Below are 21088 nucleotides of genomic sequence, written 5' to 3'. Positions count from 1 at the left end.
CCAGGGTATATCAGAGTTTATAAGAGTGATCAGAAGGAATAGAGCAGGCCCAGGCCGACATCCGTGCCGTTTTTTGTGAACACAATCGGGCTGTGGTTAACATTGTCAGTTAAGCGGGTATAGGTGAATTCAGCATAGCTCCACCAGTTATCACTATAATGATGCACCCAGCTTAAACTGGCATCGACGCTATACAGGCCGCTGGTGGCATGATAACGCTGATAGCCCGTATGCTGGCTTTGCGCGTGGCTGACACCATACCAGAGATTGTTGTATCTGGCGTCGCCAAAATGCGCATTGGATGACAACACCAGCGTATCCTGGCGGCCCGACCAGAGACTGAACTTCGCGCCGGTGCGATAGTTAAGCCCCTGGCCATCGCTGAGCGGTGCCGTGACGTTACCTTCTACAGCCAGCCACGGGTTTACCTGCCACCCCAGCGTGGAAGAGGAGACTAACGCGAATTTTATATTACCCATGCCTTTCAGTTTTCGGGAACCGCTGCGCCATTCGCCCCCTTTTGCGGCACGCCCCAGCGAATAACCGATGGCCTGAGTAAAATACACGCCATTATCCCAGTCGAGATCCAACCCCAGCCCGGAATAACTGTCGGCAAACCAGATCCCTTTTTCCATTCTGAAATAAGGAATAGCCGATGAGCTGGATTCATCAGAGCCGCTATATTTATTTGAATAACTGTAGCCGATCCCGAGGGTTATCACGGAATCCACATTTTCCGCTGCGATTACCGGACAGGAAATCACGGCGACGGTGGTTACCGCCATTGATATGAGTTGTTTCATTTTCATCTTCTTTCATCATCCTGATTGTCATATACTTACCGGGATCTCATTATCACTTTTATTCATCAACGAACCGGCAATAAATTATCAAGGTTTAATCAAGAGCCCATGAAGAAAGTATTGATCGTCGAAGATGACCTGGACGCCGCCAACGTGCTCGAAGCGTATCTTAAAAAAGACTGTTTCGAGACGATGACGGCCAGCGACGGGCAGCGCGGGCTTGACCTTGCCCTGCGCTGGAAACCGGACCTTATCCTGCTGGACGTGATGCTGCCTGGCCTTAACGGTATCGACGTGCTGATGGCGCTGCGGCGCAAAAGCGAAATCCCGGTGATTATGGTTACCGCCATCGGTGACGGTCAGGATAAAATCAGCGCGCTGCGCTTTGGGGCGGATGATTACGTGGTTAAGCCTTATAATCCGGGTGAAGTGGTGGCGCGGATCCATGCGGTGCTGCGCCGTGCTGCGGGTTACCGGGCAACGTCGCCGCTGATTGAGTACGGAAAGGTTCGGATTGATACCGAGGCGTTTCGGGCATCTGTGCTGGGGGATGACGGGCAGTCCCGGCCTCTGGAGCTGACGCCCACCGAGTTAATGCTGCTGACACAACTGCTTGCGCATCCGCACAAGGCCTTTTCACGTCAGTCACTGCTGGAGGCCAGTTTGCCGGAAAGCGACGCGCTGGAGCGCGTGGTGGATACCCATATCTATAATCTCAGAAAGAAGCTGGAGTCGGCGGGCCAGACCGGCGTGTTGATTAACGTGCGCGGTATTGGCTACAGGTTCAGCCACTGATGTCGCTTACGCGTAAGCGGCGTCAACGTGCGCGCGAACAGATGGTTAAAACCCGCGCAGGCGGTGTCATCACGCTGTGGCGATGGATCTGTACGCGCCTGCTGTCGCTGGCACTCGGCGGCACCTTTCTGATCATCTCAATCCTGTGGCTCCGCTACTACCTCCCGCAGGCATGGATCAGCAGCAGAATTCCGACGGCAGACAAAATTGAACTGAGCCGACTGCTGGAAAATCCATCGCAGGACATCAACCGCTTTCATCAGCTGGTCGATAAGTGGTACGGGCTGAGTTATTCGGACCCCAGCATCTATCCGTCTGACTGGTTTCTGGTGGGGGCGTTGCTGCTCAGCGCCATACCGGTATTTATTGTGGTGACACTGCGTGCGGTCAGGCCGATCTCACGGCACATCAGCCGCCTTGCGCAGGTGGCGAAGGCGGTGACGGAAGGTGATTTTGGCGTCAGGGCGGACCCTCCGCAAAACATGCCGCAGGAGATCCACGAGCTGACCGGCAAACTCAATATCATGTCCAGCCAGCTGGCAGGCTATGACAAAGAACTGAAGGCGTCGCATATTGCCCTCGCGCATGAATTGCGCTCACCGCTCACCGCCGCCATGGGTCGCCTGCAGGGGATGATTGATGGCGTATTTCCCCCCTCGCAGGATCAGCTGGCAACAATCATGCGTCAACTGCAGCACCTCAACCGGCTGACCGACGACCTGCATCTGCTTTCACTGACGGACGCCGGGCAGTTACACCTGAACGTACAGAAAATTCCCCTGGATGAGGTACTGCGCGAAAAAATTTCCTGGCTGAGGCCGCGGCTTCAGGCGCTGGAATTTGACGTTACACTGGATGGTTCACCGCAGATAGTCTGCGAAGCGGATCACTTCAGAGTCGGTCAGGTGTTCTCTATTTTGCTGGACAATGCGCTGCGCTATGCATCCGAGGGGAAGCGACTGGATATCCGCTATCAGCAGTTCGGGAAGACGATCGTTATCCGCTTCAAAGACTACGGGCCCGGCGTCAGCGAGGATTTCCGCGGTAAGCTCTTTCTGCGTTTTGCCCGCGCGGAGGCCTCACGATCGCGGCATTCCGGCGGTGCCGGGCTGGGGCTGTCGATCGCCAGGGCGATCTGCCTCGCGCACAACGGCACCATTTCGGCACGAAACAATGACGGTGCCGGGTTAACATTCACCGTGACGTTGCCCAACGAACATCGCCCGAACGTGTTCGGCCAGCCGGGTTAAATCAGCCTCTTGCCGGCTTTTTAAGCTCCTCACGGCGCCCCTGGTTAATCACGCAATAAATAAGTTGCACCTCGTCGACAACACGATCGCCTGTTAATTATCGGAAGCAAAAGAATCGTCCCGCTCAATTACTTTGCTAAACACATTCTAAACACAGCAATAGATAGTTCAAAATTATATCTCACCACCTCCTCCGACAGACGGCATTTAATAAAATCACACGAATTTATAAAATACCAACAAACCATTGACGAAACGTTGATAATTACTGCGCATAATCGCTCATACGCTTTAGCGTTCTGGCTAATGGGGTTTTCACTTAAAAAGATGTTATGCCCACCGTAAAGTTTCTCTGAAAAGGAGGTCGTGCGGTGCGTTGAATATAATAAGGTTAAATATGTCGCAAATAACAGATGTTAATCGCCCTGCGCCGCCAGCCACACCACTGGCCCTTTTTATCGCACTGTGTACCGGGAAACTGGTCCCCCACTCCGTGTGGCAATCCTCGCAATTTCGCCGTAAATACTTGCTGCGTGGGCTGCTGATGCCAATGCCTACCTTCACCCTGCTGACCATGCTTACCCGTCACCCGCACTATGAGCAGTTGCTCTCTTCACAACCCCGCCTGCCGTGCCGCAACCACCGCCCCTATCTGACCAACCGCCTGGGCAGGCAGGCGGGCGCGCGGGCGGTAATCCAGCATTATCAGCACATTACCGAACGCCTGGGCGTAACTCTCTTTGCTCAGCACCTTGGCGGAGCGGGGCTCTGCCTTGCGCAGATCGCCGCGAAAGACGAGCAGCGTTATGTAATGAGCCTGATCTCAACGCATACCCTCGATCGCGAAGGCGAAGCGAGCATTATATTACGGGACGCCGCCGGGCAGCTGCTCTGTGAGCTGACCTTTACCCTTTGTCAGCACCACGGGCAGTTAACCCTGATGATTGGCGGCCTGCAGGGGCCAAATAACCCGGACGCCCAGCAGATCGTGCAGCAGGCGACCAAAACGCTGTACGGGCTGTTCCCGAAAAGAGTGGTATTCGAAGCGCTGCTCCAGGTCAGTAAATGGCTTGACGTGAAAGCGATCTGTGCGGTTTCAAACGCCACCCATGTCTACCGATCCCTGCGCTACGGCAGCCGAAAAAAACTGATGCACGCGGATTATAACGACTTCTGGGAAATGCTCGGCGGCACGGCGACCGCCGAAGGCTATTATTCACTGCCTGCGGCGATCCCCCGCAAAGAGATGGAAGAGATCGCCAGTAAAAAACGCTCTGAGTATCGCAAACGCTATGCGCTGCTTGACCAGCTCGAACAGGATATCAGGCAGGTGCTGCCGCGGCCGCTATCCACTCACGTGAACGCTTAGCCGACGTAACGTTTCAGCCGCCCACCCACCCGTTAATTCCCTTTGAAAAGACGCCTGCCATCACGTTTCTCAGAAATGGCGGCGTCCGTCATGGAAAATTAAACTATCTCGTATAGAAGATTAAGTAGCGCTGGTTTCAGCAAAAAATACCGAAAAAGAGGCTCGTATGATCGTAACGCATCAATCACTTCGTTTCAGCAGCCTGGCCATCTTCCTCGCCCTTACCGCCCCTGCCTGGGCATTTGATTCGCTAACGGTGTTTGGCGACAGCCTGAGCGATACCGGCAACAACGGCCGCTGGACCTGGAACAGCAGCCAGAACCCGATCTACGCTGAACAGCTGGCCAGCCATTACGGGCTGAGGTTAACCCCTTCAGATGCCGGCGGCAGCAACTATGCCGCCGGTGGCGCCACGGCGGTGGCCGCGCTGAACGCCACCGATAACAGCGCGGCTCAGGTAGCCGCCTATCTCAGCCAGAACGGCGGCCGTGCCGACGCTAACGGCCTCTATATTCACTGGATCGGTGGCAACGATCTGGCCGCCGCCGCGACGCAACCGGCGCTGGCGCAGGGGCTGGCGGTGAACAGCGCCACCAGCGCCGCGGGCCAGGCCGCCAGCCTGCTGGATGCCGGCGCGGGGCTGGTGGTGGTACCCAACGTGCCGGATATCTCTGCCACCCCAACGCTGCTGGAGCTGGTGTTGACGACAGGGCTGGGGGCAGCGGCAGCGCCGGCTATCCAGGCCGCGTATGCGTCACTGAACGCCGCGGCGACGCCAGACCTCGCCAGCCGTCAGCAGGCGATCGATCGCTCACTGCTGGCCGCTGCATCGGTCGTCAGCGGCAATTCCGCCGTTCAGCAGGCTATCGCCGCCCAGCTGAGCGCCGCTTACGCCACCGCCGCCCAGCAGGCTTCTGCGCTGACCGGCCTGTATAACCGTACCGAAGAGGCGGCGTTGCAGCAGCACGGCGGCAACATCGCGCTGGCCGACATCAACGCCGTGTTCCGGGAGCTGCTGGACGACCCGCTGGCGTTTGGTTTGACCAATACCGCCGGTATGGCCTGCCCGGCCGGCGTGGCCGCCACCGACTGCACCACCAGCACCAGCGGCTTCAACACCGCGCAGGATTATCTGTTTGCCGACCATTTCCACCCCGGCCCGCAGGTACACGACATTATCGCCCGGTACATTACCTCAATTGTTTCCGCCCCGCTGCAGGTTACGGCGCTGAACCAGGGCACGCTGGCGATGGTTAACGGCAGCCGCAGTACCCTCGATAGCCGTTATCAGCAGCTGCGTCAGAACCCGGCGGCCACCGGTGCGCTCGGCGCGTTTGGCGGCTACAGCGGCGGTTATCAGCGCTATCGCGATAACGGAGAAAACGGTTCCGGCAGGGGCAATGCCAACAGCCTGACGGTCGGCGTCGACTACCAGCTGAGCGACAATCTGCTGGTCGGTGGCCTGATCGCCGGTTCGCTGGACAACCAGCGCCCGGACGACCGCTACCGTTATGATGCCCGTGGTTTCCAGACCGCGTTGTTCAGCCAGCTGCGGCTGGGCCAGGCGTGGATCGCTGGCGACGTGCACTATCTGTCGGCGGACTTTGCCAATATTCAGCGTGATATCACCCTAGGCCAACTGACGCGCACCGAAAAAGGCGAGACCAGCGGCAGGCTGTATGGTACGCGGCTGACGGCAGGCTACGACTTCGCGGCGACCGACTGGCTGACCACCGGGCCAACGCTGCAGTATGCCTGGGACTATGGCCACGTGCGCGGCTACAGCGAACAGGGCAACAGCAGTACGTCAATGCGCTTTGGCGACCAGAACGGCCACTCGCAGATCGGCAGCGCGGGGTGGCGTATTGATGCCCGCGCGGGTACGATCAATCCCTGGGCACAGGCCAGCTGGCGTCATCAGTTCGGCGATGACGTGTACCGCGCCAACGGCGGCCTGAAATCCACCGCGCTGACCTTCACCCGCGTCAGCGAGAAACAGGATAAGGACTGGGCCGAACTCTCCGCCGGGGCCACTATGCCGATCTCGGACAGGGTGTCGGCCTTTGCAGCGGTTGCGCAGACCGCCGGGCTGAGCGACGGCAACCAGACCCGTTATAACGCCGGTATCAGCGTGAAATTCTAATCAGCAAAATGTGATGAGCCTCATAGCCCGGTCCCCGGAGCATATTTTTCTATGTTCATGGCAGCTTATTTTATCTTTGCGCTTTTCATCCCGGCTAACGTACCGCAACTGTGTACGAGAACTAACGGGGATGAGAGATGGAAAAGCTGTTATACGGTGTGGCCTATTATCGTGAGTATCTGCCGGTAGAGCGGCTGGATGAGGACATCCGGCTGATGAAATCCGCCGGGATCAACGTGGTACGCATTGCCGAGAGCACCTGGAGCACCTATGAACCGCGCGACGGCGAGTTTGATTTCAGCAGCGTGCTCACCGTGCTGGAACGGATGCATGCTAATCAGATTGCGGTGATTATTGGTACGCCAACCTACGCACTGCCCGCCTGGCTGGCAAAAAAACATCCGTCGGTTATGGCCACCACCCCACAGGGAGTCAATAAATACGGCCCGCGGCAGAAGATGGACATCACCAGCCCGGTCTATCTGCGCTACGCCGAGCGGATCATTCGAAAGCTGTTGCAGGCTACCGCGCAGCACCCGGCGGTGATCGGTTTTCAGGTGGATAACGAAACCAAGTATTACGACAGCTGTGGCGAACACGTGCAGCGCGGCTTTATTCAGCAGCTGAAACAGCGTTTTAACGGCGATCTGCAGCAGCTCAACGCGGCGTTCGGTCTTGACTACTGGAGCAACCGCATCGATGCGTGGGAAGATTTCCCGCCGCTGGAAAGCACCATCAACGCCAGCCTTGGCGCCGCGTTTCAGCACTATCAGCGCCAGCTGGTCACCGATTTCCTCGCCTGGCAGGCGGCGCTGGTGCGCGAGTACCGGCAACCCGCGCAGTTTATCACCCATAACTTCGATTTTGAGTGGCGCACCTGGTCTTACGGCGTGCGCGGCGAGGTCGATCACTTTGCGGCGTCAGAAGCGCTGGATATTACCGGCGTGGATATCTACCACCCCAGCCAGCATCAGCTGACCGGTGCCGAAATCGCCTTCTGCGGTGATATCGCCCGCACCACCAAAGATGCCAGCTACCTGGTGCTGGAGACCGAAGCCCAGGCGTTTAAAAACTGGACCCCGTATCCGGGCCAGCTGCGGCTGCAGGCCTTCAGCCATATCGCCTCCGGCGCCGGGATGATCGGCTACTGGCACTGGCATTCGCTGCACAATTCGTTCGAAACCTACTGGAAGGGGCTGCTCAGCCACGACCTGCAGCCCAACCCGGTGTATCGCGAGGCGCAGCAGATCGGCGCGGAGCTGGCACGGCTGTCACCCCAGCTGGCCGGCCTGCAAAAACCCAACCGGGTGGCGCTGCTGGTCAGCAACGACTGCCTGACCGCCATCGACTGGCACCCGTATCAGGGGCATCAGTTTGGCCGTCACAGGGAGCATCAGTACAACGACCTGTTCCGCCGCTATTACGACACGCTGTACCGGATGAACGTTGAGGTGGATATCCTGACGCCGGACGACCCGCGCATTGAGCGCTATCAGCTGCTGGTGGTGCCGCTGCTGTATGCGGTAACGGACGAGGTACTGCAGCGTCTGAACCGCTTTGTCGCCGAGGGCGGCCATATCCTCTATTCGTTTAAGTCGGGATTTGCCGACGCCGACCTGAAGGTGCGTCATGAACGGCAGCCGGCCATTATCCGTGAGACGATCGGGGCCAGCTATCAGCTGTTCGTTGAGCCGCATGAGGTCACGCTGCAGTCGGAGGTGCTGGATCTGCCGCCGCAGCACGGCGAGGTCAGCCACTGGATGGAGCTGCTGGAGGTGGATAACGCCGGAGCAGAGGTGTGGGCGCGCTATCAGCACCCTTACTGGGGAAAATACGCCGCCATCGTGCACAACCGCAGCGGCAAGGGCAGCGCCACCTATATCGGCTGCGACATCAGCGAAATGGCGCTGCAGGCGGTACTGACCCGTCTGCTGCCGCAGGCCGGCGTGCACGACGTGAGCGGTCATCGCTTCCCGCTGGTGGTGAAGCACGGCGTGAGTCGTACCGGTCATTCACTGATGTTCTATCTCAATTTCTCGGCAGAGCCGCTGAACGTGGCGTGGCCGGCCGCCGGCCGTGAGCTGCTGAGCGGCAACAGCGGACGGCACGGTGAGACCCTGACGCTGGCCGACTGGGGCGTGGCAATCGTTGAACTGGAGAAGCAGGCATGACGCAATCAACTCTGCCGGATGAGCTGCAACGCATTGGCCTGAAGGAGCGGCTGGCCTTTGGCATCGGTGACTATGGCACCAATCTGACCTACACCATGATGGTGACCTTTCTCGCCTATTTCTACACCGACGTGGTCGGCATCTCCGCGCTGCTGATCGGTTCGCTGATGTTCTTCGCCCGCGTGCTCGACGGGATTATCTGTATCTGGGTCGGCATCCGCATCGATAAAACCCGTTCACGCCTCGGCAAGGCGCGGCCGTGGGTGCTGTGGACCGCGGTACCCTTTGGCCTGTCGGCGTTTCTAATGGCCACGGTGCCGGACGTCAGCTACGGCCTCAAGGTGGCCTACGTTTGCGTTACCTACCTGCTGGCCAACGTCTTTTTTACCGCCAACAATATCGCCTACGGATCGCTGCTGGCGCTGATCACCCGCGATCCCTATCAGCGCGGCATTCTCAGCGTATTTCGTAAAGGGCTGTCCACCTGCGGATCGCTGACGGTGGGGGTGCTGACCCTGCCGCTGGTGGCGCTGTTTGGCGACAGCCACGCCTCATGGGTGATTGTTTTCGCCATCTTCGGCTTCTTTACCGCGCTGCTCCTGCTGCTGACCGCCCTCGGCACCCGCGAACGCATTGAGCCGGTGAGCAAGGATAACAGCCAGCGTATTACCCCACGCCAGGTGGTCAGCTCGATGCTGGCGAACCGCTACTGGCTGATTATGTTCTTCTATCTGCTGATCACCTTTACCGGCTTAACCGCGCTCTCCGCCGTCGGCGTTTACTACTCGAAGTATATTCTCGACGACGTGTCGCTGATCGCCTATATCAGCATGGCGCAGTATATTCCCGGCCTGCTGACGCTGCTGATTATACCTTTCCTGCTGAAAAGGCTGGGTAAACGCCGGCTGGCGATGCTGGGCCTGCTGGTCAGCTCGCTAGCCTACCTGCTGCCGCTGCTGGGTAAACAGGACGCGCTGTTTGTGATTATCGCGACCGCCATCCGCAGCGTCGGCTTCTGCGGCATCGGGGCGACCATGTTTGCGCTGCTGGCAGATACCATCGACTACGGCGAGTGGCGCACCGGGCTGCGCATCGAAGGTATCCTGTTCAGCGCCGGCACGCTGGGGCAGACGCTGGGTATGGGGCTGGGCACCGCCAGCGTCGGCTGGATCCTCGGTGCCGCCGGCTTTGTCAGCGGCGGCAGCACACCGCAGCCGGCCACGGTGGTCGAAACCATCGAGTTTCTGTTTATCTTCTTCCCGCTGATCCTCGCCGCGCTGAACCTGCTGCTGCTGTGGTTCTACCGGCTGGATGAGATCTACCCGCAGGTGGCGGCGGACCTCTCCGCAGGGCGCTACCAGCAGGGCGTCAGCGGCACAGCGGTATCGACCGGAGAGCAGTTGCCCGGTCAACCGTGAGCGATAGCACAAAAGTAACCTGCGGCCTCCGGTGAGACGGGGGCCGCGGCTATACTAGCCGCACTTACTTCCGCCGGATGCCGCCGATGACCGCGTCAGACAACGCCGAGCTGTTAAACTTCTCCCCGCTGATGAAGCGCTTTACCTTTAACGCCTTTATGGTTTCCGGCTTTACGCCTATCACGCCCGGCAGCAAGCTTGACTGGTTTATTCACCGGCCCAGCGGCATGAAGGGTTATATGCTTAATCTGACCCTGAAAGGCCGTGGCGTTATCCATCACGCCGACGGGCAGTTTTACTGCAGTGAGGATGAGATGCTGCTCTTTCCACCCGGCGTGATCCACCATTACGGCCGCGCCAAGGAGAGCCCGGCGTGGGATCATCTGTGGATCTATTTTATCCCGCGCCCCGGCTGGAGCGACTGGCTGCGCTGGGATCGATACCAGGGCCAGATTGGACGCACGGCGCTTGATGCGACCGCCAGCCGGCAGATGGCGCTGCTGTTTAAAGAGGTGATCCGCTGGAACGCGGCGGCGGAGCCGCTGGCCGAGGCGCTGGCGATGAACACGCTGGAGCGGCTGATACTGCAGACTTTTCAGCTGCAGCCCGCCAGCAACCGGCAAAACCGCGACCCGCGCATCCAGACGGTGTGCCACTACATCAATGAACACCTGGCCGAGGAGACCCGGGTAGAGCAACTGGCGCGCATGGCCTTTATCTCCACCTCGCGGCTGGCGCATCTGTTCCGCAAAGAGATGGGCACCACCCTTTCCGCCTGGCGCGAGCAGCAGCGCGTCTCCCGCGCCTGCGATCTGCTGCAGCAGACGCAGCTGTCAATTGCCCAGGTGGCGCGCGCGGTCGGCTATGAAGACCCGCTCTACTTCTCGCGCATCTTCAGCCAGCACCGCACGCTAAGTCCACGCGAATACCGTAAAAAGTTCGATCAGGCACCGCTGTTTTGACCGGTGAGGGTGATCCGGAAGCGTGGCATTACAGAAAAGGAGGCGCCAGGCTTAAAGATCACTGGACAGCGAAGTATAAAGACGCTGAGACAGAAAAGCGGAGAGCGGAGAGAATGGCTAATGGCTAATGGCTAATGGCTAATGGCTGCCGGGTGGCGGGTGGCAGGATAAACCTGACGGAAAAAGGGCCCTGAGTTCCCTCAGAGCCCTTTGTAAAAGCGCTTGCGCTGCCCGCCACATCAGTGACCGAAAGGCGGGGTTACCCCCGCCAGTGGTTCGCTACTTACCCGGTTCGCAGGTCATCATCGCCGCCACCTCCCTGAACGGATCCCGGTAGCGGATCTCACACAGCGATTTCCGCATCAGAAACGTGAATATTAACAGCGTTAAACACAGCGTTAATACGCACCAGAACAGGGTGCTTTGCGGCAGTTTCATGACCGTCTTCTCCTTGCCTTGCGGCAGGTAAGAGGATACTCTGATGTTGCTATGCATACAGAGGCCTCGGGGTTAATGAGAATTAACTTCGGGGCTTTTCTGCATCTGCATCACGCACATCAGCAATGCTGCCGACAACCTGAAGCAGAAGCCTCAAGCGCCGGGGTCATTATACTGCCGTCTTTCCGTTCCCGCCTGACGATTACGCCAGGAATACATCCAAAATCAGTGTGTTACGCTAACCCGTTAGTGGCAGTTTCATGACCTTCTTCTCCTTGCCTTGCGGCAGGTAAGAGGATACCCTGATGTTTCTGGGCATACAGGGGCCTCGGGGTTAATGGAAATTAACTTCGGGGCTTTTCTGCATCTGCCTCACGCACATCAGCACTGCTGCCGACGACCTGAAGCAGAAGCCTCAAGCGCCGGGGTCATTATACTGCCATCTGCCTGTTCATACCTGACGATAAAGCCAGGAATCTGTCCAAAAACATAGTGTTACGGCAACCCGTTAATCGCCCCGCCCACGGATTATCGGCCCTCTCCGCCCTGGCGGAACTGCCGTTTCGTCAGAGATATCAGTGGTGCAGCATCTCGTCAACCACCTGCGCATCGTTCAGCTGATAAGGATAGTAAGTCGGCCAGTTGTCCATCTCTTTCAGCAGCGCTTCCTGAGAGGTATTTCCGGTGAAGATATGGAAATGGGCAGACTTGCGCGGACCGATGGTGTGGTCACTGAACTGCACATACTTTGGCGCGCTGCTGTTGGCCTCTTTGCACTCGAACAGGTAGCGCACGCCTTTTTTACCGGAGGCGTAGGTCAGAATTTTGTAGCCGGCGTAGTCGTAGCGGCAGGCGCTGCTTTTGTCGCCGCGATGGAACTCCATCACGCCGTTTTCGATACCCAGCATATCCACATCGGTGGCGTAGCCTTTGCGATAGTACTCTTTGAATTCTGCCGCCGTTTTACTGCCGTCCTGCTTAGCCTTTTTCTCAAACACCGGATCCAGCGCCCCCTTCTGCAGCAGCGGATAAACCGACTGCCAGACGCCTTCCCAGTCGGTCAGCGCACGGTCTTTCACGTCTTTATCCGCAAATACGCCTGCCGCCGCCTGGGTTTCAGCCGCGGTCAGCGGCTTGCCGTGATCGTGATGGCCATGGGCCAGCGCCTGATAGCTGAAGCATAATGTTCCCAGAACCACTGCCAGTTTTGTTACCTGTACCAAGGGGGGATCCTCTCTCTCTGTTATTTTGTGTTACGTTATAACATATTGTGACGCATTTCAATGAAAGTTCCTCGATCGTCTCTAAAGTTCAGTACCGCAACGTCCTGCTGTGAAGCCGTGCGGAATGCCAGCATTGCCTGCGTGCATTAAGCCCAACCGATACCCCTGTGGTTATGCCTGACTTCCTGTTTGCACTTAAAATAAAAAATGCACATATGTGCAAACGCATCGCAAAACTGTCATACGGCGTCGCTATAGTCCGCTTACTCTTTCACTGACCGAGGTCAGAGCGTGTCTTATCAAGCTGAACGCCCGACAACGATTTCCCCGTGGCAGCGGTTACGTCACGGTTTCGCCATCGCCAGCCATGAGCCGGCCAACCTGCTGGGCATGCTGCTGGTGCTGCTCTTCAGCGGATTAATTCTGGCACCGGTACTCTCGGTACTGGTGAACGCCGTGCTGGTGCAGAGCGGCGACGAGAACCGCACCGCCGCCGCAGAAGGCAGCCTCACCGCTTACTACCTGCTGCGCACCCTCACCTCACGGATGTCCGAGCTGCTGCTGTGGACGCCGCTGCTCAACACGCTGACGGTGGCACTGTTTACCGTGGCCGGTGCGCTGCTGATCGGCGTGGAGCTGGCCTGGCTGGTTAACCGCACCGATCTCGCCGGGCGCAAAAGCTTCGCCACGCTGCTAATCGTGCCCTTTATGCTGCCCTCCTGGACCTTCGCGCTGGCGTGGAGCACCCTGTTTAAAAACCAGGCGATCGGCGGCCAGCCCGGCTGGCTGGAAGCAATGGGCATTCAGACGCCAGACTGGCTGGCCTACGGCGCGTTTCCGATGGTGGTAATTATGGTGCTGCACTATGCGCCGCTGGTGATCCTGATGGTCGGTAACGCGCTGCGCAGGATGGACAGCCAGATGGAGGAGTCCGCACGCGTGCTGGGCGCATCGCGCCGCACTATTGCCCTGCGCATTGTCCTGCCGCTGCTGCGCCCGGCGCTGCTCTCAGGCGCGCTGCTGATCTTCGCCGACTGCATCGGCGAGTTCGCCCTGCCCTATATTCTCGGCCTGCCGGTCCACTTCGATACGCTGTCTACCGGCCTGTATCGCGCCATCGGCACCCGTCAGTCTGGCGTGGCGGCGGTGCTGGCCTCGGTGATTATGCTGATGGGGATGGTCACCCTGCTGCTGGATATGAAGATGCTGCGTGAGGCGAAACGCTTTGTCACCGTCGGCGGCAAAGGGGTAATGGAGCGCCGCCGCGGGCTGGGCAGCTGGCGCATCCTCGCCGCCGCCGCGCCGCTGGCGTTTGTGCTGCTGGGGGTGGCGATCCCGCTGCTGACCCTGTTCCTCTCTACCATCATGATCCTGCCCGGGCGCTTTAACAGCGAGAACTTCACCTTTGCTTACTGGATCGGCCACAACCTCGATACCGTGGCGCTGCACAGCGGCATTCTGTTGACCGGCGAGTTCTGGCGCGCTGCGGGCAATACGCTGGTGATTGTCGGTTCGGCCTCGCTGACCTGCGGCGTACTGGGGCTGCTGGTGGGCTATGCGGTGATGCGCTGCCACCTGCGCTGGGTCGGCACCTTCCTGCGTCAGGTGACCTTTGTGCCTTACCTGGTACCCGGCATCGCCTTCGCCGCCGCGTTTTTATCGTTGTTTGCGGTCAGCCACGGTCCACTGCCCGCGCTGTACGGCACGCCGCTGATTCTGGTGCTGGCGCTGATCGCCGAAAAGATGCCCTACGCCAGCCGCTCCGGCATCGCGGCGATGACCCAGCTGGGCAAGGAGGCGGAAGAGGCCGCACGCGTGGCCGGTGCAGGCTGGTTGTCGCGTATCTGCCGCATCGTTATCCCGATTCAGGCCGGGCCGCTGGCCACAGCGATCCTGCTGCCGTTTATCTCCGGCATTAAGGGCGTCAGCCTGTTTATTATCCTGGCCATCCCCGCGACCGACGTGTTGACCACGTACTCACTGCGCCTGATTGATTACAACTACCAGCAGGCGGCCAATGCCGTGGTGCTGATGATCGCCCTGATTTCATGGGCCGGTACCCTGCTGATCCAGAGGATCACCGGCAGCGGGCTGGCCAGCGGACTGGAGAACTGACATGCCCTCAATTCAGCTAAGCAATCTGAGCAAACGCTATCCCGGCAGCGAGACGCCGGCGGTGAACAACGTCAGCCTGACGGTAAAAGACGGCGAGTTTTTGTGCCTGCTGGGCCCGTCCGGCTGCGGCAAAACCACCATCCTGCGGATGATTGCCGGTATAGAGCACGCCAGCGGCGGTGAAATCACCATTGGCGACCGGCTGGTCGATTCCGTGGCGCGCGGCACATATCTGCCGCCGGAAAAACGCGGTATCGGGCTGGTATTTCAGAGCTACGCGCTGTGGCCGCATATGACCGTCGAACAGAACGTCGATTTCGGCCTGCGCCTGCAGAAGCTGCCTGCACGCGAGCGCAGCGCCCGCTGTCAGGACGTAATGGAGAAGCTGCGCATCGCCGACTATGCACGCCGCTATCCGGCGCAGCTCTCCGGTGGCCAGCAGCAGCGGGTGGCGCTGGCGCGGATGCTGGCGGTTAATCCCGGCGTGCTGCTGCTCGATGAGCCACTATCCAACCTCGACGCCACGCTGCGGCTGGAGATGCGCGCCGAGCTGAAGCGCCTGCATGCCACCTTTGGCACCACCATCGTGTTTGTCAGCCACGACCAGTGGGAAGCGATGACGCTGGCCACCACCATTGCGGTGATGAGCGCCGGTGAGATGCAGCAGGTCGGCACGCCGGATGCGATCTACGCACGCCCCGCCAACCGCTTTGTGGCGGAGTTTATCGGCACGCCGAAGCTGAATATGATCCCGCTGCATCAGCCTGTAAGCCTGCTCTCGGAACATCTGCAGCAGCGCTACCCGAGCGTTAACGGGGAGGCCTGCGTGTGCGGCATCCGTCCGGAAGAGATCGTGCTGCATGAGCGACCATACCCGCACAGCGTCGCGATGACCCTCGACAATATTATGCCCACCGGCGGCAGCTGGGTGATTGAGCTGGTCAACGGCCACGACCGGCTGTTCCACTCCACCCAGCTGCGCCCGCGCTGGCAGGCCGGCCAGCAGGTTTACTGCCAGCTGCCGGCCGATGCGCTGCACTTCTTTACCCCCGCAGGCCAGCGCCACGAGCCGGCCGCCGCCGCCGATTTTTCACTTTTCACTCAGGAAGCAGGATGAAACAGACTCTGACCGCCCTCGCCGTTTTTGCCGCACTGACCGCCAGCCCGCTGACCCACGCACAGGACAGCCAGCTACAGGCGCTGATCGACGCCGCCCGTCAGGAGCAGCCGATTACCGTCTACGCCTCCACCGGCAAAATTGTTCAGCAGGCCAAATCCTTCAGCGCGCAGTACGGCCTGCAGGCGGTGGGCGTGAAGGCAGATGCGCCGCAGATCATTGAAATTATGAGCCGCGAAGCGCAGGCCAAAAACGTGCGCACCGACGTGGCGATCGTGGAAGACGCGCCGGCGGGGATCACCCAGCTGCTGGATAAAGGCTACGTACAGAGCTGGGTGCCCGACGACCTGAAGGGCAGCATCGGCGACCGCTATCAGCAGCCGCTTACCCTGGTACTGGCCCCTAACGTGTTTGCCTATAACATCGCTCATCACGCCACCTGCCCGGTGAACAACATCTGGCAGCTGACCCAGCCGGCGTGGCGCGGCCGGGTGGCGATGCAGGATCCGGGCAGCAAGCCGGCCTACACCGACTGGTTCAGCCAGCTGGAGACCCATTATGACGCACAGATCCGCGCGGCCTATCAGCAGGCGTTTGGCAAACCGCTGCAGACGACTGAAGCTTCGGCCACCGCCGCCTGGGTCAAGGCGCTGGCGGCCAACGGAGTGCTGCTGACCCATTCCGATAACGATGCTGCCGCCGCCATCGGCGCGCCGGACGCCAAATCCGATTTTGTCGGGCTGGTCTCTACCGCCAAGTTTCGCGATAACAAACAGGGCATGACGCTGGGGCTGTGCAGTGGCATGCAGCCGTTTATCGGCTGGAACTACCCGAGTCTCGGGGTGATCGCCACCGGCAGCCGCAGCCCGAACAGCGCGAAGCTGTTTATCCGCTATCTGCTGAGCGCCGAAGGCATCGCGCCGCAGGGGGTGGATGGCAAGATGTCGACCAACCCGGCGGTCAGCCTGCCGGCGGATGAGGCCTCCGGCATTGGTGCGCACCGCGGCGAGCTGATGGAGTACCTGACCGCCACGGCGAAAGAGGACTGGCGCAGCCGTCAGGACTGGCAGGACCTCTGGAGCCTGAGCGTTAAAAAATAACCGACCGCCGCGCCGGGCGCGGCGGTTTGCTTCTTTGCAACAGGGAGTACATTTTGACTCATTTTGAGACAGAGCCGCGTGAAGCGGCGTTAAAACAGCTGATCCTGCAGGCCGGCACGACCGCACTTGCCGGTTTTAACGCGCGCCAGCCGGGCGAATACCAGCTGAAGGGCCATCAGGATATCCTTACCGAAACCGATACGCTGGTGGAGGCGCAGCTGATGCAGGCCCTGCGCGAGCGGTTCCCACAGGATCTGATCCTCGGGGAAGAGTCCGCGCAGCCGCCCGCCGACGCGCACAGCCTGTGGGTGATTGATCCGATTGACGGCACCGCCAACTTTGCCCGCGGCATCGCCCATTTCTGTATCTGTATCGCCTGGGTGCGCCACGGCGTCACCGAGCTGGGGGCGATTTATAACCCGGTCAGCGAGGAATTGTATCTGGCACGGCGCGGCCACTACGCGCTGAAAAACGATCGCCCGCTGCGCTGCGCCGGCACCGACGACAGCCGCCGTGCCGCCTTTGAGCTGGGCTGGTCATCACGCCACAGCCAGCGCCGTTACCTCGACGTGATGGCAGCACTGCTGAACGGCGGCGCCACCGTGCGGCGTGGCGGTTCCGGCGCGCTGGCGCTGGCCTGGGTGGCCGAAGGGCGCAGCGATGGTTACGTTGAGGCCCATATGAACGCCTGGGACTGCCTTGCCGGGCTGCTGCTGGTGGCGGAAGCCGGCGGCCGCATCGGAGTCGTGCCCGAGGATGCCGCCGGGATTTACGCCGGGCTACCGGTGCTGGCTGCGGCACCCGGCGTGGCTGCGGCGCTGGCGCAGGCCAGTGCGATCCCGCTGGCAGAGCATTCAACAAAGGATCTGAAGGCTGAACGGCATAACGTCAACGCGGCGGGCAGCGAAACAGCCCTCTTCACCGATACGCTGCCGACTGACTCTGCCAACACCGGCGGATCACCCGCCAGCCAGCGGACGGCTGCTGGCCACGCTTCCGCAGAGGGGGAGGATGCGCTGAATAACGCCGCCCGGCATTATCCTCGACCGCCGGTCAGCCTGATTGCCGCCGACCTTCCCTGCTGGGGAATGGATATTTATATCGGCGGCTCCGACGGCGTCACCGATCTGGCCCTGCTGGACCAGCACCATATCCGCACGGTGATCAACTGCGCGGTCAATCTCGATATTGACTGGGTCAACCTTGCGGAGCCGGGCAGCGCGCCGCACCTGTTGCGCCACGGTAGCGGCAGCGTGCGCTACTACAAGCTGGGGCTGATCGACGGCGAGGGTAACGCGCCGGAGATGCTGCACGCCGGCTATCTGCTGATGCGCGCCGCGCTGCTGCAGCAGATCCCGGACAAAGCCTCCTACCGCAACCGCGAACGCGGCAATATTCTGGTCAACTGCCGCGGCGGGCGCAGCCGCTCGGTGGCGCTGGTGGCGCTGTTTCTGCATCTTGAATGCCCGCAGCAGTTTCCGACGCTGGACGCGGCGATTGCGCTGATCCGCGATAAACGTGAGCTGCACCCCGACGAGTGGTTTGAAACGCCGAAGCCATCGCTGACCCGGCTGGCCGAGTGGGCGATCGTCCGTGAACGGGCGCTGCGGGCCACGGAGCACCGCGATGACCGGGCGTGACGACGGTGGAAAGGGCCAGCCCCAGGCTGGTGGATTAGCCAGTCTGGCCAATGTTGACCACGGCGACACCGGCCTGGCTCGCGCCGGTGAAACGACAGAGCAGGCCGCCCATGACGCTGGCAATAAAGGCCTGCACCACGCCGGCGCAGCGGCAGCCTGGGCCGAGGGTGTCAACGCCACAAAAGGCTTTGCCAGCGCCAGCGAGGTCGCGCGGCTGGCGGGCGTGTCGCGTTCGGCGGTGTCGCGCACCTTTACCACCGGCGGCAGCGTCTCGGCGGAAACCCGCCGCAGGGTGCTGGCCGCCGCCGAAACGCTGAACTACCACGTTAATCACCTGGCGCGCGGCCTGTCGAAGGAGGCAAGTCGCCCGGTGTGTATCCTCGGCGGCAACCTCAGTTCGCCGTACCAGGCCAGCCTGCTGGAGCACCTGACCCGCCGTCTGCACCAGGCGCAGCGGGCGGTGATGGTGATCAACACCGATGAGGGCGCGGAGAGCGCACGCGACGCGCTGGCGCAGACGCTGAACTACCGCTCTACCGCCACCATCGTACTTTCCGGCAAGCCGGACCGCTCGCTGATTGAGACCTGCCTGCAGAGCGGGCAGCAGGTGATCCTGATTAACCGCATGGGGGAGTTCAGCGGCGCTGACCATATTGAAATTGACTACCGGTCCACCATGAGCGAGGCCTTTGCCCTGCTGCGCGAGGCCGGGCGGCGCCGGCTGGCGCTGGTCTCCTCTACCGCGCGCTCACCCAGTATGGTGACGCGGGAAGCGGGTTTTCTCACCGCCGCACGGCAGGCAGCCATTGACTGCCGGGTCGTACGGGCCGGGCCGGCCAGCTATCAGAGCGGGGTGGCCGCCGCGCGTGAACTGTTCGGCGGCGGCCAGCCGCCGGACGGCATCTTCTGCGTGACCGACCTGCTGGCCTGCGGCGTGCTGGACGTGGCACGGCACGAATATGGCCTGCGCGTGCCGGAGGATCTCAGCGTGCTGGGGTTTGATGATATTGAACAGGCGGGCTGGATTGGCTATCAGCTGACCACCTTCGCCCAGCCGCTGGCGGAGATGGCCCAGGCCGCCTGCGAGATGCTGCTGTCACCGGCAGCGTGGCCGCCGGGCAAACGGCTGTTTCAGGCGGCAGCCGTGCGTCGCAGGACGCTGTAAGCGCGCTGGATGAGAAACGCCATCCCTGGGGATGGCGTGGACGGCAGAGCAAAGGCAACCCCGGCCGGGTGTGAACCCGCCCGGCAACTACACCGCTTCGCGCGGGCGTGATTTCATCCATGAGAGCGGCCCCGGGCCGCTGAGGGTGAAGACGGAAATCAGCGTAAAGGCCAGCGCCACCAGACCCATCACCAGGTACGCGCCCTGGAAACCGATGCTGTCATACATGTTACCGGCAAACACCGACATAAAGATCATCGCCAGCTGCTTGAAGAAGCAGAAGCACACCAGGTAGATGGTGGCCGAGAAACGCACCTCAAACTGGCTGGTGATGTATTTGAAGCAGCCGACGATCAGGAACGGAATTTCAAACATGTGCAGCGTCTTCAGCACCACCACCTCCACCGCGGTGGTGGCAAACGAGGAGCCGATAATGCGCACCGACATGATCATCCCGGCCAGCAGCAGCGCGTTCTTACCGCCGATGCGGTTAACGATCAGCGGGGCGAAGAACATCACGCTGGCGTTAAGCAGCTCGCCCAGGGTGGTGACGTAACCGAACACCCGCGTGCCCTGATCGGTGGTGGCGAAGAAGCCGGTAAAGAAGTTGGCGAACTGCTGGTCAAACACGTCATAGGTGCAGGAGACGCCGACCACGTACAGCGACAGGAACCACAGCTTTGGCTGTTTAAACAGCTCCAGCGCCAGCCTGACGTTAAACGTCGGCTGATTGGCCCCGACCGCATCCGCCACGCCGGCGGTGGAGTTTTTATCCGTACGCGAGAAGTACAGCAGGATAGCGAGGATCACTGCACAGCCGGATCCGAGCCAGAAGACAAACTGGTTGTTGATGGTGAACATAATGCCGACGATCGAGGCGCACAGCGCCCAGCCCACACAGCCGAACATGCGCGCGCGGCCAAATTCAAACTGGCTGCGGCGGCTGGCTTTCTCGATATAGGCTTCGATCGCCGGCGCGCCGGCGTTGTAGATAAAGCCCAGGTAGATGCCGCCGACGATCGAGCCCAGCAGAATGTTGGTCTGCAGCAGCGGGCCAAACACGTAAATAAAGAACGGCGCAAACATCACCAGCATGCCGGTGATCACCCACAGCAGGTGCTTACGCAGCCCTAACTTGTCGGAGAGCAGGCCAAAAATCGGCTGAAACAGCAGAGCAAACAGCGAAATACAGGAGAAGATAATGCCGGTGTCGCTTTTGCTGATGTGGTTAATGTCGTGCAGCCAGATCGGGAAGAACGGGAAATAGGCTCCCATAATGAAGAAGTAGAAAAAGAAGAAGAAACCAAACATCCAGAAATTGGTGTTCTTTAAATAGTTCATGCTGAAGATCCTTACGCCAGTGACGGGCAGGGTTAACT

At 60.3% G+C, this 21088-nt stretch carries 17 protein-coding genes and 1 pseudogene; 12 read left to right on the top strand and 6 right to left on the bottom strand.

Features of this window, described 5'->3' with window-relative positions:
- Positions 1-29: 29 nt before the first annotated feature.
- Positions 30-803 (bottom strand): MipA/OmpV family protein, encoded by a 774-nt coding sequence (locus GKQ23_RS01290; RefSeq protein ID WP_212408236.1) that lies wholly within the window; start codon positions 801-803, stop codon positions 30-32.
- Positions 804-911: 108 nt separating this feature from the next.
- Here GKQ23_RS01290 and GKQ23_RS01285 point away from each other — a divergent pair, with 108 nt between their 5' ends.
- The 7 genes from GKQ23_RS01285 to araC all read left to right on the top strand — a co-directional run bounded on the left by GKQ23_RS01285 (position 912) and on the right by araC (position 10911).
- The gene (locus tag GKQ23_RS01285; RefSeq protein ID WP_212408235.1) at positions 912-1598 is read left to right on the top strand and encodes a response regulator transcription factor; all 687 of its coding nucleotides are present in this window, start codon (positions 912-914) and stop codon (positions 1596-1598) included.
- Entirely contained in the window at positions 1598-2848 is a 1251-nt protein-coding gene (locus tag GKQ23_RS01280) for a cell wall metabolism sensor histidine kinase WalK (protein WP_249168390.1), read from the top strand. Before GKQ23_RS01285 ends, GKQ23_RS01280 begins: the two co-directional genes overlap by 1 nt.
- Positions 2849-3398: 550 nt before the next feature.
- Positions 3399-4217 (top strand): VirK/YbjX family protein, encoded by an 819-nt coding sequence (locus tag GKQ23_RS01275; protein ID WP_249168389.1) that lies wholly within the window; start codon positions 3399-3401, stop codon positions 4215-4217.
- Between the two features lie 166 nt (positions 4218-4383).
- Positions 4384-6360: an autotransporter outer membrane beta-barrel domain-containing protein gene (locus GKQ23_RS01270; RefSeq protein WP_212408233.1), complete on the top strand. Its 1977-nt coding sequence runs from the start codon at positions 4384-4386 to the stop codon at positions 6358-6360.
- A 137-nt stretch (positions 6361-6497) separates the two neighbouring features.
- Positions 6498-8531, top strand: a complete 2034-nt coding sequence (locus GKQ23_RS01265) for a beta-galactosidase (protein ID WP_212408232.1) — start codon at positions 6498-6500, stop codon at positions 8529-8531.
- Entirely contained in the window at positions 8528-9949 is a 1422-nt protein-coding gene (locus GKQ23_RS01260) for an MFS transporter (protein ID WP_056237404.1), read from the top strand. The genes GKQ23_RS01265 and GKQ23_RS01260 overlap by 4 nt, the downstream gene beginning before the upstream one ends.
- 86 nt (positions 9950-10035) lie before the next feature.
- Positions 10036-10911, top strand: coding sequence for an arabinose operon transcriptional regulator AraC (gene araC / locus GKQ23_RS01255; protein ID WP_212408231.1), 876 nt, complete (start codon positions 10036-10038; stop codon positions 10909-10911).
- A 279-nt stretch (positions 10912-11190) separates the two neighbouring features.
- Here araC and GKQ23_RS01250 read toward each other — a convergent pair whose 3' ends face one another.
- The 4 genes and pseudogenes from GKQ23_RS01250 to zinT form a co-directional block, all read right to left on the bottom strand.
- The gene (locus GKQ23_RS01250; RefSeq protein WP_056237410.1) at positions 11191-11349 is read right to left on the bottom strand and encodes a type I toxin-antitoxin system Hok family toxin; all 159 of its coding nucleotides are present in this window, start codon (positions 11347-11349) and stop codon (positions 11191-11193) included.
- Positions 11318-11386 (bottom strand): annotated as a pseudogene (locus GKQ23_RS24115) (DUF5431 family protein); the annotation flags it as partial. The gene GKQ23_RS01250 and the pseudogene GKQ23_RS24115, both read right to left, overlap by 32 nt.
- Before the next feature lie 196 nt (positions 11387-11582).
- Positions 11583-11648, bottom strand: coding sequence for a hypothetical protein (locus GKQ23_RS24130; RefSeq protein WP_371819992.1), 66 nt, complete (start codon positions 11646-11648; stop codon positions 11583-11585).
- 276 nt (positions 11649-11924) lie between these two features.
- Positions 11925-12572 carry a metal-binding protein ZinT gene (gene zinT, locus GKQ23_RS01240; protein ID WP_212408230.1) on the bottom strand — a complete coding sequence of 216 codons (648 nt, stop codon included), beginning with the start codon at positions 12570-12572 and terminating at the stop codon, positions 11925-11927.
- Between the two features lie 291 nt (positions 12573-12863).
- Between zinT and GKQ23_RS01235 the strand changes: the two genes are divergently transcribed.
- From GKQ23_RS01235 to GKQ23_RS01210, 5 genes are read left to right on the top strand one after another with little or no spacing between them, the layout of a single operon-like run.
- A complete protein-coding gene (locus tag GKQ23_RS01235; RefSeq protein WP_212408229.1) occupies positions 12864-14687 on the top strand; it encodes an iron ABC transporter permease in 1824 nt (607 codons plus the stop codon).
- A gap of 1 nt (position 14688) precedes the next feature.
- Positions 14689-15804 (top strand): ABC transporter ATP-binding protein, encoded by a 1116-nt coding sequence (locus GKQ23_RS01230; protein ID WP_212408228.1) that lies wholly within the window; start codon positions 14689-14691, stop codon positions 15802-15804.
- Complete coding sequence (locus GKQ23_RS01225) at positions 15801-16904, top strand: ABC transporter substrate-binding protein (protein ID WP_212408227.1); 1104 nt, start codon at positions 15801-15803, stop codon at positions 16902-16904. Before GKQ23_RS01230 ends, GKQ23_RS01225 begins: the two co-directional genes overlap by 4 nt.
- 53 nt (positions 16905-16957) lie before the next feature.
- Complete coding sequence (locus tag GKQ23_RS23790) at positions 16958-18544, top strand: inositol monophosphatase family protein (protein WP_249168388.1); 1587 nt, start codon at positions 16958-16960, stop codon at positions 18542-18544.
- Entirely contained in the window at positions 18531-19709 is a 1179-nt protein-coding gene (locus GKQ23_RS01210; RefSeq protein ID WP_212408226.1) for a substrate-binding domain-containing protein, read from the top strand. The genes GKQ23_RS23790 and GKQ23_RS01210 overlap by 14 nt, the downstream gene beginning before the upstream one ends.
- Before the next feature lie 87 nt (positions 19710-19796).
- Here GKQ23_RS01210 and GKQ23_RS01205 read toward each other — a convergent pair whose 3' ends face one another.
- A complete protein-coding gene (locus GKQ23_RS01205) occupies positions 19797-21050 on the bottom strand; it encodes an MFS transporter (protein WP_056237429.1) in 1254 nt (417 codons plus the stop codon).
- Positions 21051-21088 lie beyond the last annotated feature (38 nt).

It is taken from the genome of Erwinia sp. E602 (assembly GCF_018141005.1).
In the GTDB taxonomy this organism is placed as follows: domain Bacteria; phylum Pseudomonadota; class Gammaproteobacteria; order Enterobacterales; family Enterobacteriaceae; genus Erwinia.
The sequence above is the reverse complement of the archived record's forward strand: the minus strand, read 5'-3'. Positions and strand labels throughout refer to the sequence as shown.